The organism is Sinomonas sp. B1-1, from assembly GCF_050474465.1.
Lineage (GTDB): Bacteria > Actinomycetota > Actinomycetes > Actinomycetales > Micrococcaceae > Sinomonas > Sinomonas flava.
The window spans coordinates 1-19024 of record NZ_JBCHVF010000016.1; the positions used below are offsets into that span (position 1 = coordinate 1).

Annotated in this window: 13 protein-coding genes; 2 read left to right on the plus strand and 11 right to left on the minus strand. The window is 70.0% G+C overall.

The genetic code is table 11. The annotated features are described in order from the left end of the window. Positions 1-362: 362 nt before the first annotated feature. The 4 genes from ACQ5BE_RS17595 to ACQ5BE_RS17610 form a co-directional block, all read right to left on the minus strand. Positions 363-824: an SRPBCC family protein gene (locus ACQ5BE_RS17595; RefSeq protein WP_430298266.1), complete on the minus strand. Its 462-nt coding sequence runs from the start codon at positions 822-824 to the stop codon at positions 363-365. A gap of 151 nt (positions 825-975) precedes the next feature. Continuing rightward, positions 976-1755: a hypothetical protein gene (locus ACQ5BE_RS17600; RefSeq protein WP_430298267.1), complete on the minus strand. Its 780-nt coding sequence runs from the start codon at positions 1753-1755 to the stop codon at positions 976-978. Positions 1756-2323: 568 nt separating this feature from the next. After that, the gene (locus ACQ5BE_RS17605) at positions 2324-2695 is read right to left on the minus strand and encodes a DsrE family protein (RefSeq protein WP_430298268.1); all 372 of its coding nucleotides are present in this window, start codon (positions 2693-2695) and stop codon (positions 2324-2326) included. 12 nt (positions 2696-2707) lie between these two features. Then, positions 2708-3880 carry an FHA domain-containing protein gene (locus ACQ5BE_RS17610; RefSeq protein WP_430298269.1) on the minus strand — a complete coding sequence of 391 codons (1173 nt, stop codon included), beginning with the start codon at positions 3878-3880 and terminating at the stop codon, positions 2708-2710. Positions 3881-4075: 195 nt separating this feature from the next. Between ACQ5BE_RS17610 and ACQ5BE_RS17615 the strand changes: the two genes are divergently transcribed. Both ACQ5BE_RS17615 and ACQ5BE_RS17620 read left to right on the plus strand, forming a co-directional pair. After that, positions 4076-5338, plus strand: coding sequence for a CynX/NimT family MFS transporter (locus ACQ5BE_RS17615; protein ID WP_430298270.1), 1263 nt, complete (start codon positions 4076-4078; stop codon positions 5336-5338). Between the two features lie 81 nt (positions 5339-5419). Beyond that, on the plus strand, positions 5420-6712 hold the full coding sequence (locus ACQ5BE_RS17620) for a serine hydrolase domain-containing protein (RefSeq protein ID WP_430298271.1): 1293 nt from the start codon (positions 5420-5422) through the stop codon (positions 6710-6712). A 13-nt stretch (positions 6713-6725) separates the two neighbouring features. On the opposite strand, the gene ACQ5BE_RS17625 is transcribed toward ACQ5BE_RS17620, so the two are convergent. The 7 genes from ACQ5BE_RS17625 to purU form a co-directional block, all read right to left on the minus strand. Next, positions 6726-8660: an FAD-binding monooxygenase gene (locus tag ACQ5BE_RS17625; protein ID WP_430298273.1), complete on the minus strand. Its 1935-nt coding sequence runs from the start codon at positions 8658-8660 to the stop codon at positions 6726-6728. 158 nt (positions 8661-8818) lie between these two features. Then, on the minus strand, positions 8819-11995 hold the full coding sequence (locus ACQ5BE_RS17630) for a beta-phosphoglucomutase family hydrolase (RefSeq protein ID WP_430298274.1): 3177 nt from the start codon (positions 11993-11995) through the stop codon (positions 8819-8821). Between the two features lie 70 nt (positions 11996-12065). Then, positions 12066-12809, minus strand: a complete 744-nt coding sequence (locus ACQ5BE_RS17635; protein ID WP_430298275.1) for an SDR family oxidoreductase — start codon at positions 12807-12809, stop codon at positions 12066-12068. Between the two features lie 361 nt (positions 12810-13170). After that, entirely contained in the window at positions 13171-14628 is a 1458-nt protein-coding gene (locus ACQ5BE_RS17640; protein WP_430298276.1) for an MFS transporter, read from the minus strand. A 676-nt stretch (positions 14629-15304) separates the two neighbouring features. Next, the gene (locus tag ACQ5BE_RS17645; RefSeq protein ID WP_430298277.1) at positions 15305-15511 is read right to left on the minus strand and encodes a cyclodeaminase/cyclohydrolase family protein; all 207 of its coding nucleotides are present in this window, start codon (positions 15509-15511) and stop codon (positions 15305-15307) included. Between the two features lie 2 nt (positions 15512-15513). Next, entirely contained in the window at positions 15514-18006 is a 2493-nt protein-coding gene (locus ACQ5BE_RS17650; protein ID WP_430298278.1) for a GcvT family protein, read from the minus strand. A 49-nt stretch (positions 18007-18055) separates the two neighbouring features. Then, entirely contained in the window at positions 18056-18961 is a 906-nt protein-coding gene (gene purU / locus ACQ5BE_RS17655; protein ID WP_430298279.1) for a formyltetrahydrofolate deformylase, read from the minus strand. Between the last annotated feature and the right edge of the window lie 63 nt (positions 18962-19024).

Below are 19024 nucleotides of genomic sequence, written 5' to 3' on the forward strand. Positions count from 1 at the left end.
TGATGAACGCCACAACGCGACACTAGGACACCCTGCTTAGTGCGTGAAACAGCGTCCCTCGGCCAGCATCGCCCCAGATCAGAGGGCAGTAGGTTCTCCGAACCGCTACAGCGTGAGCCAACTCAGGTCGAACGCATCTCTGAGCTCGCCCCGATCCTCCGGGCGATTCTGGTGAAGAACACGGCCGAAAACCTCGAGCCTCATGGCGGTGCATGTGCGCGACTGCAGCAGGCGCACGACGCCGCGGCACCGGCTCCCGCCGCCGCCTCGGCCCACGCTGGCCGACTGACCCTCGCACAGCGAACGCCGGGCCCGCACCGAGAAGGTACGGGCCCGGCGTCGTGCGTGGTGGGTCGCCGTGCTCAGCCCGTCGAGCTCGCTCGGTGCTCGGTGAAAATCTCGGCGAGGGTCGCGAGGTCGGCCCGCACCTGCCGCGCATACGTCTTGTTCACGAGCGCGTCGGCGAGGCTCCCGAACACGCCGCCGAGGCCCTGGGAGGTCTCGAGACGGTACGTGACGCGGGTCCCGGCGCCCTCGGGCTCCAGCGTGTAGGTCCCGGTGAAATCGACCTTGCTCTCGACCGAGCGGATGGACTGTCTCCTGGGACGCTCGTGCTCGGTGACTTCGGCCACCCAGTCGATGGCGCGTCCGAGGACCTTCGTGGTCCCCCTGAACCGCGAGCCGACCTGGGCGGGGCCCGGACCTTCAAGCTCGGCATTGATGATGCTGCCGCTGAACTCGGGAAGGTGCTTCGGGTCGAGGAGGTAGTCGTAGATCTCCTCCTGCGGGGCGTCGATGACGACGGATTCTTCGATGGTGGGCATGATGAGGACTCCTGCTCTGGAGGCCCGGCGTGGGGTTGCCCCAGCATGATCCCGCGTCGATTCTGTTGTTCGATCCCCGATGGCTTTCACGGTACGCCGGGCGCCCGAGGGGGACAACGGCGTCGTGCGCGGTCTTCCCGAGGCCGGGCGGTCAGGCGCCCCAGGGCAGCGGCTCGGGCGCCGGCGTGCGGGCCGCAATGGCGGGGCCTAGCACCTTCGGGTCCAGTGTGCGGTGCTCGCGGACGGCGTCCGCGTACCGCTGCGGCTGGTGCAGGTGCGCGAGGGCGAACGCCGTGAACGGGTCCTGCTCAGTGGTGCGGGCGGCGAGGGGTGTGGCCGGATCGTCGCACTCGGGCGCGAGGGCGAAGGCCATGAGGAAGGCGCCGGCGCGCTCGCGCAGTGCGCTGTCCACGCTGAAGTAGTCAGTGCGCGGCAATGCGGCGGGGGAGACGGCTGCGTCGTCGCCGATCTCGTCGAGGTCCGGCCGCTTCCCTGTCTCGAACGCCGTCAGTGCTGCGGGAAGGACCGCCTCACGCAGTCCCTCATCGTCGTCGCCCCCGCACACGGCGTCCAGGATCTCGCGGTAGGCGACGGCGTTGGAGACCTCGGCTGCCAAGGGCTGGCACACCGATCGGAGGTTCGCTCCCCCCGCGTCCGGCGCCGCGCACCGGCGCTCGAGCCACTCCCCGGCGGTGTCCGCGAGGGTCTCAGCGGCATCCGCGATGTGATGCCGGGCGGGTCGGGAGGCTCGGGGGAACTCGGCGGTGATGGAGCCAAGGGCCCGCGGCGGCAGCAGGCTCAGCGCAGTGAGCGCTACGGGCACCTCGACAGGCCAGAAGCGGCCATCGAACCCCACGAGGGTCCCGGTCTCGGGGTCGGACAGGGGGCACAGGCGCGACAGCGCCGCTCGGTAGTCTGGTGCGTTCCTCACGCAAGAGCCCTTCCCGCCCACGGCCGTAGTCAATCCGGCCTTGACCTTGGTGCTTCCTGAGTGGACGCTTGGTGCTACACGGCGTGCTGGGGAGCCTTTCGTCAGGGGTGGTTTGCATGCGTGCTCATCTGGCAGTCGGGCCGCGGACCCGCCGCGCCCCGATAACGGTCTTCGTCCCGCATGGTCATCCGATGCATCGGGCGTCCGGTGCGGACCGGCAGGCCGCGGACGCCTCGGCCTCTGCCCGGGGGAACCGCCAGGCTGCTATGGCGGCTGCTCTGGTCTGCGCCCTCGGTCTGCTCTCAGCGGCCCTCCTCGGGAGGATTCAGAGTGAGACGTCCTCGCCCGGCGCTCTTGCATGGCAGCCGGCGTTTCCTACCAGTCTGGCGGCGGCAGCCGGGAGACCTCCGATGCTGCCGGCGGCGCCCACCCCGCCCACTCTGATGGCTCCTGCGGTGGCCCTGCCTGTCCCGCACTTCATCCACCTGCCCTATCGGATCCGGTAGGCCACGCCGGCTGACTGGTTCCGCGTCCTCGCCGAGAGGCACCAGGACCCGCGGCTCCCCACTCAGACGCGCACGTAGGCCCACCCGTCCCACTGACGCCGCGCGAGGTGTCCCACGGCCGCGGGCACCACGCGCACGCCGGGACGCAGGTCCGACTCGTCCACGCCTGCGGATCGGAGGCTGTTCGCGCAGGCCAGGACGGCGATTCCGGCACCGAGGAGTTCGTCCAGCTGCGCGGCGGGCCCCTCCGCCCCTTTGCCGGCGGTGAGCAGTGCGACGCCCGGCCCTTGGACGACGAGCTCCACCGGACGGTCGCCGCCCAGATCTGCGACGGCGTTCAGCGCCGTGCGCATGGAGGCTGGCAGCCAGGTCTCGGGCGACGGCCCGTTCCCGTGCACGCAGAGCCCCGCCATCGTCCTGGGAACGTCCGTCATCGTGTCTCCTGTTCAACCACTGGCCGGTTCTGACCCACCGGATTGTGGCACACCCCGAGTGAGGGGAAGCTGTGCGCCCGCGGCCGTGGCCTTGGCCGAGGCGAGGTCCTTCAGCACGAAGGGCGGAGTGGTGAGGGAGGCGGGGCCGCCGAAGCCCTGGCCGAACACCGTCGAGAAGCTCAGCGTGGCCGCGGTCCGGGCGCCGGGCAGGTGGCCCGGGAAGGTGATTCGGCCCTGGCGCTCGGCTCCGGGCGGGATGCTGTCCGTCCACGAACTCCTGAACGGATCCGCCTCGAGGCTTTCCCCGCCGTCGGGAGTGAGCACGGCGTTCTTGTACACGGGCAGCGTGACGGTGAATTCCAGGGAGTTCTGGACGGACGCGCGCACCTGGGTGAAGTGGTCCGTCTCCAGGACGCTCAGCACCGTCAGCGTCACCCCGCTCCGCTCGATCCCCTGCTGCGCCTCGAGGCGCTCGATCCCGGGCTCGTTCCCGGTCACGAGGCCGGACACGTACCGGACGCCGAACGCCAGCGCAAGGCCCACCACGGCGAGGACCGCGAGGACCAGGACGAGGCTGGCCGCCCCCCTCGGCCTCCCGGATGCCGCCTCCGGAGCGCGCGCCCGGGACGGCTGCCCGCGTCCCGGCTGCCGCTCCGGCTTCTCCTCCGGTTCGGACTTCTTGAGGACGTCGTTGACCATCGCCACGAGGACACCGACGACCGGCGCCGCCAGCCAGCCCACCGTCCCGGTCCAGCCAGCGAGGGCGTTCGCGGCCACATTCCCCAGCAGGACCACGACCTCGGCGGCCCCCGCGAGCAGCGCGCCCCTCCACAGCTTGCGGCTGCGCGGTGGCGGCCGCCGGACGGCAGAGGGGGGAGCGTGGAACGACAGGCGCACCTCGCCCAGGCCCACCTCATCCCCGTCCAGAAGCTCCTGGGAGGCGGCCACCCGTTCGTCGTTCAGCCATGTGCCGTTGCGGGAGCCGAGGTCATCGAGACGGACCCTGCCGTTGGCGGAGACCGTCACGGCTGCGTGGCGGCGGCTGATGCTCTCGTCGTCCAGCACGATGTACGCTTCGGCGCTCCGGCCGAGGACGGTCTCGCCGTCGGGCAGATAGAACTTCTGTCCGGCGTGCGGACCGTCGAGCACGGTCAGCAGGCGGCGCACTGAACCTGCCTCGGACATGTCGCCCCCTCGGGAATCCCGGCCCTGCGGCCCCCTTGGCAGCATCCTGCAGCTATTTACGGCCCGCCGGTGTGGGCGAGTCAACAGCCCGATCAGGCGGGGTGAGCCCAGCCGGGAAGCCGGCCGCCGGGTACCGGCCGGTAGGCTCGTCCATATGGCAGAAGTGATCGGCGCGGCCGAGGTGACACCGCACGCATGAGCGGAAACACGCGTCTCGAAGGCCCGTCCCACCCGGGGACGGGCAGGGTTCCCGGGCTCCGTCCGCCGGCCGGCCAGAGCCGGGGCAGGCTCGTGTTCCTCGGCCTGTGCCTCGTGCTGATCGGGCTGAACCTGCGCACCGCCTTCTCGAGCTTCTCCGCCGTCCTCACCGAGATCCGCGCGAGCGGCACGGTGCCCGAATGGGCCGTCGCGCTGCTGACGACGGCGCCCGTGACACTCCTGGGGCTCTTCGCACCGCTCGCGCCGGTGCTGTCGCGGCGGTTCGGCTCCAAGCGGGTGCTGCTCGGGGCCATGGTGGTGCTCACCGGCGGCCTCCTCGTGCGGCCCACCGAGTGGGGGAGCGCTGGCCACCTGCCGGGCCTGATCGTCGGCACCGCGCTGTGCGGGGCGGCGATCGCGCTGTGCAACGTCATCCTCCCCAGCGAGGTCAAGCAGGACTTCGCCCACCGGCTCGGCCTCATGGGAGGCCTGTACACGACGGCGATCTGCGCCTCCGCGGCCCTCGGCGCCGGGTTCACCTATCCCGTCTTCCAGGCCACCGGCGAGTGGAACGCCGCGCTCCTGTTCTGGGCTGCGCCGGCCGCCGCCGTCGTGCTCCTGTTCGCCCCCGTCGCGGTGCGCGCCCCGCACGCCCGGGCCGGCGCGGACCACGGGGGCACGAACGTGTGGCGCTCGCGGGTGGCCTGGCACGTGACCCTCTTCATGCTCTTCCAGGCGATGACCTCGTTCAGCGTCTTCGCGTGGCTCGCCCCGATCCTTCGCGAGCGGGGGATCGACGGCGCCACCGCCGGGGCGATGGTCTCCGTCTCGATCCTGCTCCAGATGCTCGGCTCCCTCTTCGCGCCCACCCTCGCCGCCCGCATGTGGGACCAGCGCGGCATCAACGTCACGGTCGCGCTCATGACGTCCCTCGGATTCGCGCTCAGCGTCCTCGGGCCGCTGGAGTTCGTGTGGGTGTGGATCGGGCTCCTCGGGCTCGGGCAGGGCGCCCTCACCGCCGTCGCGCTGACCATGATCATGCTCCGCACCCGCAACACGCACACCGCCGTCCACCTCTCCGGGATGATGCAGGGGGTCGGCTACGGTGTGGGGTCGGTCGGGACGCTCATCGTGGCCCAGATCCACAATGCGACCGGCCAGTTCGCGCTCGCCGGCTGGGCGTTCCTCGCGATCGGGGTCGGCGCCGTGACCTTCGGGTACCTGGCGGGGCGGCGCCGGAACGTCGACGCCGCGGGGTAGCGTTGCGCCTGCGGGCACCTTCCGGCGGGCTGGGCAAAGGGGGCGCCCCTGCTGACGACCCCGCCGTCCCGAGAGGCCGCCATGACCGCCCTGCCCCTGAGAACCCCTGCCCCCCGCGCCCGCACGGGCCGCGCCCGCACCATCGCCGCCGCGCTCGCGGGAGCGGCCCTTGCACTGAGCGCTTGCACTCCCCAACCCGCAGCGGGCGGTGACGCCGCCGCCCGAGTCGCCGCGGCGCCGTCGTCCGCGGATCCCGAGCTCGCGGGGAAGGCGCGCTCAATCGTCCGGGAGGCGATGGCCAAGGACCGCCTCAGGGCGGTCATCGTGCGGGTGACCGTTGATGGCCGGCCCGTGATCACCGAAGCCTTCGGGGAGTCGATGCCCGGGGTGGCCGCGACGGCGGACATGCGCTTCCGCAACGGGGCGGTGGCCATCTCCTACATCTCCACGGCGCTGCTGCAGCTCGTAGACGAGAAGAAGGTCCGGCTCGAGGACAAGCTCGCCACCTGGCTGCCCGCCGTGCCCAATGCGGATCGGATCACCCTCGGCCAGCTCGCGCAGATGACCTCGGGCTACACCGACTACGTCCGCGACGAGGCCTTCCTCGCCGCGCTCTACGACGACCCGTTCCGCACCTGGACCCCGGAGGAACTCGCCGGGTTCGCCACGGCCAAGCCGCTCTCCTACGAGCCGGGCACCAACTGGAGCTACGCGCACACGAACTACGTCCTGCTGGGCCTGGCGCTGGAGAAGATCGCCGGGAAACCGCTGGACGCGCTGCTCGAGGAGAAGGTGCTCGGGCCGCTGGGTCTGGCCGACACGCGCGACCCGGGCACCCCGGCGATTCCGGAACCGGTCCTCCACGCGTACACCGCGGAGCGCCGCGAGCATCTGGGGCTGGCGGCCTCGACGCCGTTCCTCGAGGACTCCACCTTCTGGAACCCCTCCTGGGGGCTCGCCCGGGGCGCCATGCAGTATACGACGATCACCGACATGACCACGACGGCGGACGCGATCGGCTCGGGGAGGCTCCTCTCGCAGGAGTCCCATCGGCTCCAGGTCAGCACCGGCCTCCGGGGCTCCGGGTCCGCAGTGGAGGGATGCCCCACCTGCATGCCGCAGACCGAGCGGTATGCCTACGGCCTGGGCGTGGTGACGTCCGGGAACTGGCTCCTGCAGAACCCCTCGTTCGCGGGCTTCTCCGCGGTGGAGGGGGCGCTGCCGTCGAAGAAGGTTGCCATCGCCGTCACTGCAACATATGGCCGCGAGGCCTTCGACTCCTCCGGCAACGCCCCCAACCGGGCTCAGGACATCTTCCGCGCCCTTGCCGCGGCCGCCGTGCCCGACGACGCGCTGCCGGGCACGGGCGGCTAGGGGTGGCGCCGCGTCAGCTGACCTGCGCCAGCTGGGCGGTGGGGGCCATGAAGCGGGCGAAGAAGTCCGTTAGCTCGGCGTGCGCGTCGAGCGGGAGGACGTGGGCGACGTACTGGTCCGGCCGCACCACCACGACGGCGCCGCGGTTCCGGTCGATGCCCCGCGCGTCGAAGATGTCCGCGCCGCCCTTGTGGTCCGCGGCGAACATCTTCTCGTAGTCCACGAGACCGAACGGGCCCTTGCGCGGCAGGAGGAACGCCGGCAGCTTCTCGAGCGCGAGCTCCCGGTGCGCCTGCTGGAACACGGCCCGGACGTCGAACACGGCGTCCGGGTCGGCGCCCTCGGGGGTGAACCGCCGCACGGGGGAGTCCTCGGACTCGCCGAGGAACCGGCAGAACTTGGCGATGCCCGACTCGGGCGAGTGGGGGTCCTCGGCGCCGGCGAAGGCATAGATCCGCCACCGCCCGTCCGCCTCGGCGACGTGGCCGAGGCCCTCGGGCTTCGCGTCCGCGAGGCGGACCACCGGTGCCGAGTAGAAGCGCTGGCCGATCGGGAAGCCGGTGGCAAGGGCCTGGTGCTCGGCGCCGCCGGTGAGCAGCGCGGGCGTGTACTCGGTGGCGAAGCCGGCGGTGAACCGCCCGGCCTCGGTGAAGATCTTCTGCTTCTCCTCGAGGTCCACGCCGCCGGCCTCGGGGTGGGCGGGGTCCTTCGGCTTGGCGGCCATCATGGTGGAGAAGCGCAGGTCGAAGTCGATGAGGTCCTGGGCGATCTGGCGGCGCTCGCCGGAGTAGGTGTCCAGGAGGGACTCGGGGCTGCGGCCCTCGAGCACGGCGGCGAGCTTCCAGCCGAGGTTGAAGCCGTCCTGCATGGAGACGTTCATGCCCTGGCCCGCCTTGGCGCTGTGGGTGTGGCAGGCGTCGCCGGCGATGAAGACCCGCGGGGTGCGGGTGCCGCGCTCCTCGGGGAGGACGTCGTCGAACCGGTCCGCGATGCGCTGGCCCACCTCGTAGACGCTCCACCACGCCGTGTCCTTGACCTCGAGGGTGTACGGGTGCAGGACCTTCTGCGCCGCCTCGACGATCGACTCCCGGGTGAACCGCTTGCGGGCATCCCGGTCGCCCGGCTCGAGGTCGCCGAGGTCCACGTAGAAGCGCACGAGGTAACCGCCCTCACGCGGGATGATGAGGATGTTGCCGCCCGAGGGGGACTGGATGACGGACTTCTTCCGGATGTCGGGGAAGTCGGTCACGGCGAGCACGTCCATGACGCCCCACGCGTGGTTCCGCGCGTCGCCGCGCAGCTCGATCCCGAGCGACTTCCGCACCGCCGACCGGGCGCCGTCGCACCCCACCACGTACTTGGCGCGCACGACGGCGGTGTCCCCGCCTTCGCGCTGGAGCGTGACCTTGACGGGGTGGTCGCCGCCGTCGGGGAGGACCTGGACATCGGTGACCTCGAGGCCGTACTCCGGCTCGAGGCGGCTGGAGGAGGTGCGCATGCGCTCGAGCAGGTACTCCTGCATGCGCGCCTGGTTGACGATCACGTGCGGGTACTCGGACAGGCCCTCTGCGACGTCCTGGACCTGGCCCGTGCGGGCGATGCCCTCGCCCTCGCCGGGGCCCCAGAAGGTGGTCTCGTTGACCCAGTACCCCTCGCGCATGAGCTTCTCGGCGAGGCCGAACGCGTTGAACATCTCCACGGTGCGGCAGGCGACGCCGTCGGCCTGGCCGATCTCGAGGGGGCCGGTGCGGCGCTCGACGACGCGGGTCGTGATGCCCGGGAACTCCGCGAGCTGGGCCGCGAGGACGACACCCGCGGGGCCCGTGCCGACGACGAGCACGTCCACCTCGGCGGGAAGCTCGCCGCTGCCCGAACGGGGCTCGATGCCCGGCGCTGCCGGGAAGTCCTCCGGGTCGCCGGGGCGGTATCCGTCTAGGTAGAACTGCATGGGTGCTCCTCGTCGTTGAAGGGCCGTCGGGATGGCCTTAAACGAGGGTAGTGACAGGAGTCACCCAGCTGCCAAATATATTCTGCTTTGCAGAACTAGGAGGGACGTGCTGCTCATAGTCTTGGTGAGAAATAGGTTCAGTTTTCTGCAGGACAGAATTACTTGTGCCCGAGCTCGAACCTCCGCGTCTCCCCGGGCGCAAGCGGGACCTCGCCGCCGCCGTCGACACCGACCACGCGGACGCGCACGGGCGCGGCGTCGCCGGGGGCGGCGGCGACCTCGAGCGCGCGGTGGTCGAGGCTCACGTCGAGCAGCTGGTCCCGGTACCGCACCCGGAACGCCACGGACCGGACCTCCCGCGGCAGGCGGGGGGCGAACACGAGGGCGTCGCCGGTAAGGCGCAGCCCTGCGAAGCTGCGCTGCACGACGTCGATCGAGCCCGCCATCGCCCCCAGGTGGACGCCGGTGCGGGTCGTGCCGCCCTGGGTGTCGTCGAGGTCGGCGTCGAGGACCTCGCGGAAGGTCTCCCAGGCGCGCTCCGGGTCCACCCCAGCGAGCACCGAGGCATGCGCCACCCGGCTCAGCGTCGAGCCGTGCGCCGTCCGGGCGAGGTAGTAGTCCACCGTCTCGTCCAGCTGCCGCGGCGTGAACCCGTACCCGAGCCGGTTGAGGAGGGCGAGCAGCTCCTCCTGGCCCAGGAGGTACAGGAGCATGAGCGTGTCCGCCTGCTTCGCGAGCCGGTACCGGTTGGTGGTGTCTCCCTCGGCCTCGAGGATCAGGTCGAGGCGGCCGATGTTGTGGTACTTCTCCCGGTAGGCGTCCCAGTCCAGCTCCTCGAGGTCCGCATAGCCGGCGAACTGGCTGATCAGGCCGTCGTGGAACGGCACGGCCATTCGCCGGCTGAGGTGCTCCCAGCGCTGGACCTCCTCCTCGCGGAGGCCGAGGCGTGCCATGAGGTCCTCCCTGTCGTGGCCCCGCACGAGGCCCAGGACCCGGTACGCGCGCAGGCATGTCCACGCCGCCATCACGTTGGTGTAGGCGTTGTCGTCCAGCCCGGGCTCCTGCCGGTCCGGGTAGCCCGTGTGGTACTCGTCCGGCCCCATGACGCCGCGGAGGTGGAAGCGGTCCTCGGCGGCGTCGTACTCGGCCATGGACGCGAACAGCCGCGCCACCTCGACCATGAGCTCGGCGCCGTGGCGCAGGAGCCAGAACCTGTCCTGCGTCGCCTCGAAGTACTGCCACGCGCTGAACGCGACCGCGAGGCCCACGTGCCGCTGCAGCCGTGACACGTCCGGGATCCAGTGCCCGGACCGGCGGTTGAAGATCCACCGCGGTGTCTCCTCCCTCCCGTCGCTCCCGCTCTGCCAGGGGAACAGCGCGCCCGCGAGCCCCTGCGCCGCCGCGGCCTCGCGGGCCGCGGGGAGCCGCCGCCACCGGTAGGCGAGGAGGGACCGGGCGACGGCGGGGATCCGCGAGGTGATGAGCGGCAGCACGAACAGCTCGTCCCAAAAGACGTGCCCCCGGTACCCCTCGCCGTGCAGTCCGCGCGCGGGGACGCCGACGTCGAGCTCGGTCACGGACGGCGCGAGGGCCTGCAGGACGTGGAAGACGTGGAGGTTGACCACGAGCTGGACGTGGGGCGAGGCGTCGATCCGGACGGTGAAGAGCGCCAGGATCCGCTCCCAGACGGCCGAGTGCTCGGCCAGGAGCTCGTCGAATCCGCCGCTGGCACGGCGCAGGACGGCGGCCGCCTCCGTCCGCGCGGACGACGCCGCCCGGTCGCGGGACGTCGTCACGGCCGCGGTCTTGGCCACGGCCACCGCGACGCCGTCCGCCAGGGCGAGGACGAACTGGGCATAGTGCAGGCCGCCCACCTGCCCGCGCACCGGGGCGTCGGGCTCCCGCCCGTCGACCTCGTGCCTCAGCGCGATGGCGATCCGGATCCCGCTCTGGAGCGTCTCCGCCTCGGCGAGGATCCCCGCCCCGGGCGGCCCCTCGCCGTCGTCCGCGGGGGTCACGTCGCGCAGGTGCCGCCGCGCGAGGAGGGCGTCCTCAAGGACATTCTCATTGGCGACATCGAGATCGACGCCGCTGCGCACCGTCGCGCGGCCGCTCCACCCCAGCGCGGTCACCGTGGTCTCGAGGGCCATGAGCTGCGGCTGCGCCATCGAGACGAAGCGGCGCTGCCGGACGCGGAGGAGGCGCCCGGCGTCGTCCGCCAGGTCCGCCTCGCGGACCAGCACCGCGGCGGCGAGGTCCAGCGTGCGGCGCTCGCGGCGCAGCGCCAGGCCGCCCTCGGACCACCACGGCCCGCTGCCGACGCGCAGGTCCAGGTGCAGCCAGTTGGGCGCGTTGACCATGTGCTCGTCCTCGGTGTCCTGGCCCTGGACCTGGTTGACCACGCGGTTGTAGACACCGCTCAGGTAGGTGCCCGGGTACCCGGCGCCGCCGCGGCTGCTCTCGGGTGCGGCCCCGCGCACGCCGACGTACCCGTTGCCGAGCACGGTGAGGGCCTCGCGGTGGCCCTCGTGGCCGGCGTCGTACCCCTCGTAGACGAGGGTCAGCGGGTCGGCGAGCACCAGGCCCAGGTCCAGCTCGCCGACGTCGCGGAGCACGACGTCGGCCCCCGCCTCCTCGAGCGCGGCGCGCCGCTCCGCGCGGTCGACGCCGACCACGAGGCCGAACCCGCCCCGGTGCGCTGCCGCCACACCGGCCTCGGAGTCCTCGATGACCACCGCCTCGGACGGGTCCACCCCGACGCGTCGCGTGGCCTCGAGGAACAGGTCCGGCTCCGGCTTCCCGGGCAGCCCCAGCGCCGCGGCCTCGGCGCCGTCGAGCACCGCGGCGAACGCGTCCTCGAGGTGCGCCGTGGCGAGGACCCGCTGCGCGTTGCGGCTCGCCGTGGCGAGGACCGCCGGGACGTGCCCGGCGCGGAGCCGGGTGAGGAGGTCCACGGTCTCGGGGAAGACCGCGACGCCAGACTCGGCCAGATGCCGTGCGAAGAGCTCATTCTTGCGCGCCCCCAGACCGGCGACGGTCCAGGCATCCGGCCCGTCCGCCGCGGTCCCGCGCGGCAGCTCGATCCCGCGCGAGGCGAGGAACGCCGCCACGCCCTCCTCGCGGGGCCTGCCGTCCACGTGCTCGAGGTAGTCGCTGCGCCGGAACGGGGACGTGTCCGCGCCCGGGGGCATGCGCGGGTCGCGCAGCGCCGCGTCGAACAGGTCCCGCCACGCCTTCTCGTGCACCGCGGCCGTGTCCGTGACGACTCCGTCCAGGTCGAAGATGACCGCTTTGAACGGCGGCTGCATCGCATCCAGCGTGGGGGAGCGCGTCATGGCCCATGCCTACCAGCGGCGGCGCCGGCGGGCCAGAGGCGGAGGTGCGCTCTTGGCTGCGTGCGAGTGGTTACCCCCGGCCGGCGAGCCAGCCGGCGACGTCGGGCCCGAGGATCTCGGTGTCCGGCCCGGCGAGGAGGGCGCCGTCCGCGAACGCCCCGAGCGGGGGCGCGACGGCGTCGACGGGCCGCGGGTCGTGGCGTTGGGCCAGGAGGCGCCGCACGAGCTCCGGCAGGCGGATGGCCTCGGGCCCCGCGATGGTGGCATCGCGCGCGGTGCGGCGCAGCGACTCCCGGACGAGCACCTCGGCGACGTTGCCGACGGCGACCGGCTGGATGAGCCAGTCCTGCGCCGTCACGCGGTCCTCGGCGTACACCACGGCGCTCGAGCTCTCGGCGAACTCGAACCACTGCGCCGAGCGGACGATGCTGACCTCGAGCCCGCTGTCCCTCGCGGCGTCCTCCTGGTCGCGCTTGGCCACGTAGTACTCGAACGCGTCGAACTCCGCCTTCTCGATGTTCGCGATGGACAGCACCACGAGCCGGCGCGCGCCCGCCTCGACGGCGGCGTGCGCGAGGTGGCGGGCCGCGCGCACGACGGCGTCGAACCGGCTCACCCTCGGATCCTGGGACGTGGGGCTCGAGGCGTCGATGACGACGTCGACGCCGTCGAGGGCGTCCGGGAGTCCCTCGCCGGTGACGAGGTCGACGCCGTTCGAGCGCGAGATCTCGACAGGCTCGAGGCCCTTGTGGCGCAGGCGTGCTACTACGTGGGCGCCGGCAACGCCCGTGGCCCCGACGACGGCGATCCTCATGGCCACAGCCTACGGGCGGACGGCGGCCAGTGGGGCAGGGCCAGTGGGGCAGTGTGCGGGGCTACGCTTCCCGCCAACGCCATCCCACCACGCTCGCAGGGCCAGGGGTTTTGGGGCCGGTCGGGCGGGTCCCAGAACCTTCCCGTCCCGACGAGAAGAACACGACGGCCGAGACGATGAAGGAAGGCCTCGGACATGGCCAGACATGACCGAGTGCGGGCAGCATCCGGCTCACGCGTGCTGGACGCATGAAGGAGGCCTTCGCCGCTGTGGCGGCGAAGGCCTCCTTCATGTTGGGGCTCGGTTAACCGGCCGGCCGACGGACTCAGCTGAGACTCGAAGTGACCGTGCAGTCCCGGTGTCAGTGGGAGACGTCTGCTGAGATCTCGGCGAGGGTGCGACCCTTCGTTTCAGGCGCGAGCCACTGCGAGAGGATTGCGCCGAGCAATGCGACGGCGGCGGCTATGACCATGCTTGGGCCCATGCCGATGTTGCTGATCGCCCATGGCAGGGCGAACGTGCCGAGTGCGGCTCCGATGCGGCTGAAGGCTGCGGCGAAGCCCATGCCGATGCCGCGCAGGTGGCCGGGGAATACCTCGGCCGGATAGACCTGGGTCAGCGTGGTGTAGCCGGCGTTGAAGTAGGAGAAGGCGAGAAACAGGACGAGCACGAGGATCGCCGGTGCGTCCGTCCAGACTCCGATGATCAGCAGGATTCCTGCGCAGAGCCACTGCCCGGGCACGGTGAGGATTCGGCGGCCGAGCTTGTCAATCAGAAGCACGGTGGTGACAACGCCCGCGGTCGCAAGTGCAGACAGGCCCACTCCGCCGGCCCAGCCGCCGCCGAAGCCGAAATGGTTGAGCACGTCGTCGGCGAAGGTCGCGATCGCGAAGTACGGGGTGACCGCGCAGAACCAGAAGCCTGAGGTGAAGAGGGTGGTGCGCCAGTACTGCCTCGAGAACAGCATTCCGACGGAGGCGCCCTTGATTTTGGTCCTGCTCTGCGCGGCCTGGGCCTCCTGGATCTTTCTCAGATCGATCTCTTCGGTGATGCTGTGGTGCATCTGGGGCGATTCGACGTATCGGCGTGCGATCGCGAGTGCTTCCTCACGCCGTCCCTTCGTGATGAGCCAACTCGGCGATTCGGGGAGGCCGAGGCGGGCGAGGAACAGGACGAATGCGAGTATCGTGCTCGTGCCGATCACGAGGCGCCATGGGGTGCCGGCGTCGTGCAGGAGCGTGCCGATGATGAAAGCCATCATGAAACCGACGTACCAAGCGATCAGAGTCAGCCCGAGCAGTCGCCCGCGGAGCTTCGGAGGCGAGAACTCTGACAGCAGTGGGCCGCCGATTGAGTACTCGCCGCCGATCGCGACGCCCATGAAGAACCGGATGATGGCGAGCTGGATCACCGCCCCGTCTCCGGAGGTCACGAAGAACTGAGCCGCCGAGGCGACCAGGAACAGGCCCATGTCCACGAGGAACATGGGCTTGCGTCCGAACTTGTCAGTAGCCCAGCCGGCCAGCGGGGAGCCGACGAAGATACCAGCCAGCGGGCCTGCGGCGATCATGCCCAGAGACAGTGCGTCGAGCCGGAGATCTGACCGCATGGGTCCGGTGACGGGGCCGATGATTCCGAGGATGTAACCGTCGAGGAACATCCCGCCGATGAAGACAGCGACAAGCCGCACCATGAAGCGGCGTTTGAACTTGGAGCTGGTCTCTCTTGATATGGAGGTGTCGGCGGAGGCCGTCGGCTTGATCGAATTAATCACGGAGATTCGTTCCCTTCTGGCTTCAGCGCAAACCGCTGTCGGCACCCGAGCGCCGTTTCATGGACGCATGGACAGCCGCAGCAGCCCTGAGCGATCGGTGGACGGGCCGGGCTGACTCGATGCCAGCCGATATGGCCGGGCAGAACTCGGGGGATGACTTCGGCGTCGTCCCCAGGTTCCGGCACACCGCACTGCTTTGATCGATGGTGCTGCCACCTTTGATAGTCATAAACAGTTTCCTTTAGTGATCAGCGCTGCCGCATGGACGGTGACAACGTTTCGCGGCCGATGCGCGAGACAGGACTCCCCTCTGATCGGCCATCATGAATTCGTTTGTCTGTTTCCAGGCGCATCACGGGTGGGTCCCCGGGGGGTCGCATCCGGGCCAGCTTCGTTCCGTGATGATCAACAACGTTCGCCCTGTGCAACAAATCGTGCGCTAGCTCACACTCGATGTCAAGGGCGTGGCTGGTGAAAGACAGAGTATGTAGGCGTTCTTGCTTCTTGCTCCGGGGCATGCCGAAGTGCCCTCCCGTTGGGATGGGGAGACCACCCTTACGAGACAAGGGATCGCCCGACCACCGTGCCGGCTGCGGCGCCCCGTTCTCCGAAAGCGGTGCTTCGATGAGGAGTGCCTCCCCAGGTCTTAGGCCCATCGAAGCACCTTTCACGGAAAACGGGACGCCCGCTGCGAACGCTGAGCCCTAGGGGACGATTGACGCTACCCGGGCTGCATGGTCGTCGCACTTGTGCCCGTGGTGTAGCGGGCCACCAGGGCCGCCCCCTGCGCGGCATGGAGTGCGGCCGCCGCCCCGCCTCCCGGCGTGGGTTGCCGGGAGGCGAGCCGTGCGAGGTAGCTGCCGATGGTCTCGGTGCCGACCGACCCGGCGCCGGACGGCACCGCCCTGTTCAGGCGCTGTTCCGTCATGCTCAGCCGCGCAGGCGGGACATGGTGGGGTCGTACAGCGGATCCTGGGTCACGGTGGCTACGATGCGGCGGCCGAAGTACTCGATCTCCACCGAATCGCCAACTGAGACTTCGGCGGGCAGGTAGGAGTAGGCAATGGGCTTGCGGACGGAGTAGCCGTAGGCGGCGCTGGTGACATAACCCACCGCCTGGTCCTTGTAGAACACCGGTTCCTTGCCCAGCACGAGGCTGCGGCCGTCGTCGACCGTGAGGCAGCGCAGGCGCCGCGCGGAGTTCTCCTCGGTGCGGCCCTCCAGAGCTGCCTTGCCCACGAAGTTGTCCTTGGCCATCTTCACCGCGAAGCCGAGGCCGGCCTCGAAGGGGTCGTGCTCGGTGGTCATGTCGGAGCCCCAGGAACGGTAGCCCTTCTCCAGGCGGAGCGAGCTGAAAGCGGCCCGGCCTGCGGCGATGATGCCGAAGGGCTGGCCGGCCTTCCACAGCGCATCCCAGAGGCGCTGGCCGTTGTCGGCGCTGGTGTACAGCTCCCAGCCCAGTTCACCAACGTAGGACAGGCGCATGGCCGTGACCGGGATGCCGCCGATGACAACCTTCTTGGACCGGAAGTACTTCAGGCCGTCGTTGGAGAAGTCGTCGCTGCTGACCGCGCCGACCACCTCGCGCGCGAGCGGGCCCCAGAGGCCGATGCAGCAGGTGCCCCCGGTGGTATCGCGCACCTGGACCCAGTCCCCGGCGCTGCCGCTTTCGGTCTGGTGGCGGGCTGCCCGCTCGAAGTAGGCGGTGTCGATGTTGCCGTTGGCGCCGAGCTGGAACGTGTCCTCGCTGAGCCGGGCCACGGTGATGTCGCTGCGGATGCCGCCGGCGTGGTCCAGCAGGAGCGTGTAGGTGACGGCTCCGGGCTTCTTGTTCAAGTCCGCGGTGGTCAGCTCCTGCAGCAGCTTCAGTGCGCCGGGTCCGGAGATTTCCAGGCGCTTGAGCGGTGTCATGTCATACATGGCGACGGCGGTACGCGTCTTCCAAGCCTCGGCCGCGGCAATCGGCGAGCTGAACATGCCGGACCAGGAATCGCGTGCCGGCGGCTGCCATTCGGCGGGCATCTCCTTGAGCAGGTCAGCGTTCGCCTCGAACCAGTAGGGACGTTCCCAGCCTGCGCCTTCGAGGAAGTGCCCGCCCAGTTCCCTGTGCCGGGCGTGGAAGGGGGACACACGAAGGTTGCGGGGGGAGAGCTTGGGCTGCAGCGGGTGCAGGACGTCGTAGATTTCCACGAAGTTCTGCTGCGAGGTTTCGCTGACGTAGTCCGGGGTCAGCTGGACATCCTCGAAGCGGTGGATGTCGCAGTCGCCCAGATCGATGGAGGACTTGCCGTCCACGAGGAGTTCGGCCACGGCGCGGGCGATGCCGGCCGAGTGGGTGACCCAGACGGCTTCGGCGACGAAGAAGCCATCCAGTTCCTTGGATTCGCCAACGAGGGAGCCGCCGTCGGGGGTGAAGGAGAAGATGCCGTTGAAGCCGTCCTCGATCTCGCTCTCGCGCAGGGCGGGCAGGATCTGCTTGGTGGCCTCCCAAGCCGGGAGGAAGTCCTCGAGGGTGAAATCCAAGCGGGAGGGCATGTTGTGTTCGCTGATCTCGGTCGGCTCGAAGCTGCCGAGCTCGTCCAGGTCCACTGGCATGGGCTTGTGGGCGTAGGAGCCGATGCCGTAGCGGTCGCCGTGTTCGCGGTAGTAGAGGTCCTGGTCCTGATGGCGGAGGATCGGCAGTCGCGCCCCGTTGGGCAGCTCGTTCTTGCCCTCCTGTGCAGGGACCGGGGTGGTCTTGACGTACTGGTGGGCCAGGGGCAGCAGCGGCACGGACATGCCGATCAGCTCGCCGACCTTTGCACCCCAGAAGCCGGCGCAGGAGACGACGATGTCAGCCGGGATCACGCCGTCGGGCGTCTGGACACCGGTGACGCGGCGGCCGGACTGCTCGATGCCGGTCACTTCGGTGTTGCCGATGTACTTTACGCCGGCCGCCTCGGTGCGCTTGATCAGCAGTTGGACAGCGCGGGCGGCGCTGGCCAGGCCGTCGCTGGGAACGTGGAGGCCGCCGAGGATCTCGTCCTCATTGATAAGGGGGTAGAGCTCCTTGCATTCAGCGGGGGAGAGGATCGAGCCCTCAATGCCCCACGAGGAGGCGTAGCCAAGCTTGCGCTTCAGGTCCGCGAGGCGCGTTTCGGTGGTGGCGACTTCCAGCCCTCCCACCTGGTTGAAGCAGCTGACGCCGTCCTCGGTGAGGGACAGCAGCTTCTCCACGGTGTACTTGGCGAACAGTGCCATGGACTTGGAGGGGTTCGTCTGGAAGACCAGGCCGGGGGCGTGGGACGTGGAACCCCCCGGCATGTTGAGGGGGCCTTGGTCCAGGACCGTGATGTTGTTCCACCCCTTCGTGACGAGTTCGTCCGCGAGGTTGGTGCCGACGATGCCGGCTCCGATGATGACAATGCGGGGCGTCGAGCCCATAAGGTTCTCCTGCTGCTCTACGAATCAATGTCTGTGCCGGCGGTGCCGGCTATCGGAACACCACGGTGCTGGTCTCGTCCAGCAGGACGCGGTGCTGGCAGTGCCAGCGGACGGCGCGGGACAGGGCGAGTGCCTCGGCGTCCTGCCCGACGGTGGACAGGGCGGAGGGGCCGTAGCTGTGGTCCACCCGGATGACTTCCTGCTCGATGATCGGGCCCTCGTCCAGGTCGGCGGTCACGTAGTGAGCGGTGGCGCCGATGAGCTTCACGCCGCATGCGTGGGCCTGGTGGTAGGGCTTGGCACCCTTGAAGCCGGGGAGGAAGGAGTGGTGGATGTTGATCGCACGGCCCTCCAGGGAACGGCAGAGATCGTTTGAGAGCACCTGCATGTATCGCGCAAGGACAACCAGATCGACGTCGTATTCATCCACGAGCTCCAAGAGGCGGCGTTCGGCGTCAGCCTTGGTGTCCGGGGTGACCGGGACGTGGATGAACGGCAGGCCCGCAGCCTCGGCCATGGCGCGGTGGGTCTCGTGGTTGGAAACGACCAGGACCAGCTCACCGCCCAGGCTGCCGCCGCGCCAGCGGAAGATGAGGTCGTTGAGGCAGTGGCCGAACTTGGAGACCATGACGAGGACACGCTGCTGGGTCTGGTCGTGGAAGCTGAACTTCATGTCGAACCGCTGCGCGATGCCGCCGAACTCTTCTTCGAGCATGGCGGGGGTGTAGCTGGGGGATCCGGAGAACGCGGTGCGCAGGTGCAGCGTCTCGCGCAGGCTGTCGTCGAACTGCTGGTGCTCGTCGATGTTGAAGCCGCGCTCGAAAAGGAACGTGGTCACTGCCTGCACGATTCCGGCCTGCTCCCGGCAGGACAGGGTCAGCACGAACTTCTGGGCGTGCTCGTCCTTGAGCTCCGGCCGGACAGCCGTGGCACGTGCTGATTCCATGAGGGTCATGCCCCTCCTCCTTATAGATATATTCGAAATTGACAACTGATATATGAGATCGGGGCCAGCTGT

Bases quoted from the DNA above. Each gene is read 5' to 3' on its own strand.
- ACQ5BE_RS17635 (WP_430298275.1), bottom strand. From the start codon at position 12,809: ATGAGGATCGCCGTCGTCGGGGCCACGGGCGTTGCCGGCGCCCACGTA.
- ACQ5BE_RS17595 (WP_430298266.1), bottom strand. From the start codon at position 824: ATGCCCACCATCGAAGAATCCGTCGTCATCGACGCCCCGCAGGAGGAG.
- ACQ5BE_RS17630 (WP_430298274.1), bottom strand. From the start codon at position 11,995: ATGACGCGCTCCCCCACGCTGGATGCGATGCAGCCGCCGTTCAAAGCG.
- ACQ5BE_RS17605 (WP_430298268.1), bottom strand. From the start codon at position 2,695: ATGACGGACGTTCCCAGGACGATGGCGGGGCTCTGCGTGCACGGGAAC.
- ACQ5BE_RS17645 (WP_430298277.1), bottom strand. From the start codon at position 15,511: ATGACGGAACAGCGCCTGAACAGGGCGGTGCCGTCCGGCGCCGGGTCG.
- purU (WP_430298279.1), bottom strand. From the start codon at position 18,961: ATGACCCTCATGGAATCAGCACGTGCCACGGCTGTCCGGCCGGAGCTC.
- ACQ5BE_RS17625 (WP_430298273.1), bottom strand. From the start codon at position 8,660: ATGCAGTTCTACCTAGACGGATACCGCCCCGGCGACCCGGAGGACTTC.
- ACQ5BE_RS17650 (WP_430298278.1), bottom strand. From the start codon at position 18,006: ATGGGCTCGACGCCCCGCATTGTCATCATCGGAGCCGGCATCGTCGGC.
- ACQ5BE_RS17610 (WP_430298269.1), bottom strand. From the start codon at position 3,880: ATGTCCGAGGCAGGTTCAGTGCGCCGCCTGCTGACCGTGCTCGACGGT.
- ACQ5BE_RS17620 (WP_430298271.1), top strand. From the start codon at position 5,420: ATGACCGCCCTGCCCCTGAGAACCCCTGCCCCCCGCGCCCGCACGGGC.
- ACQ5BE_RS17615 (WP_430298270.1), top strand. From the start codon at position 4,076: ATGAGCGGAAACACGCGTCTCGAAGGCCCGTCCCACCCGGGGACGGGC.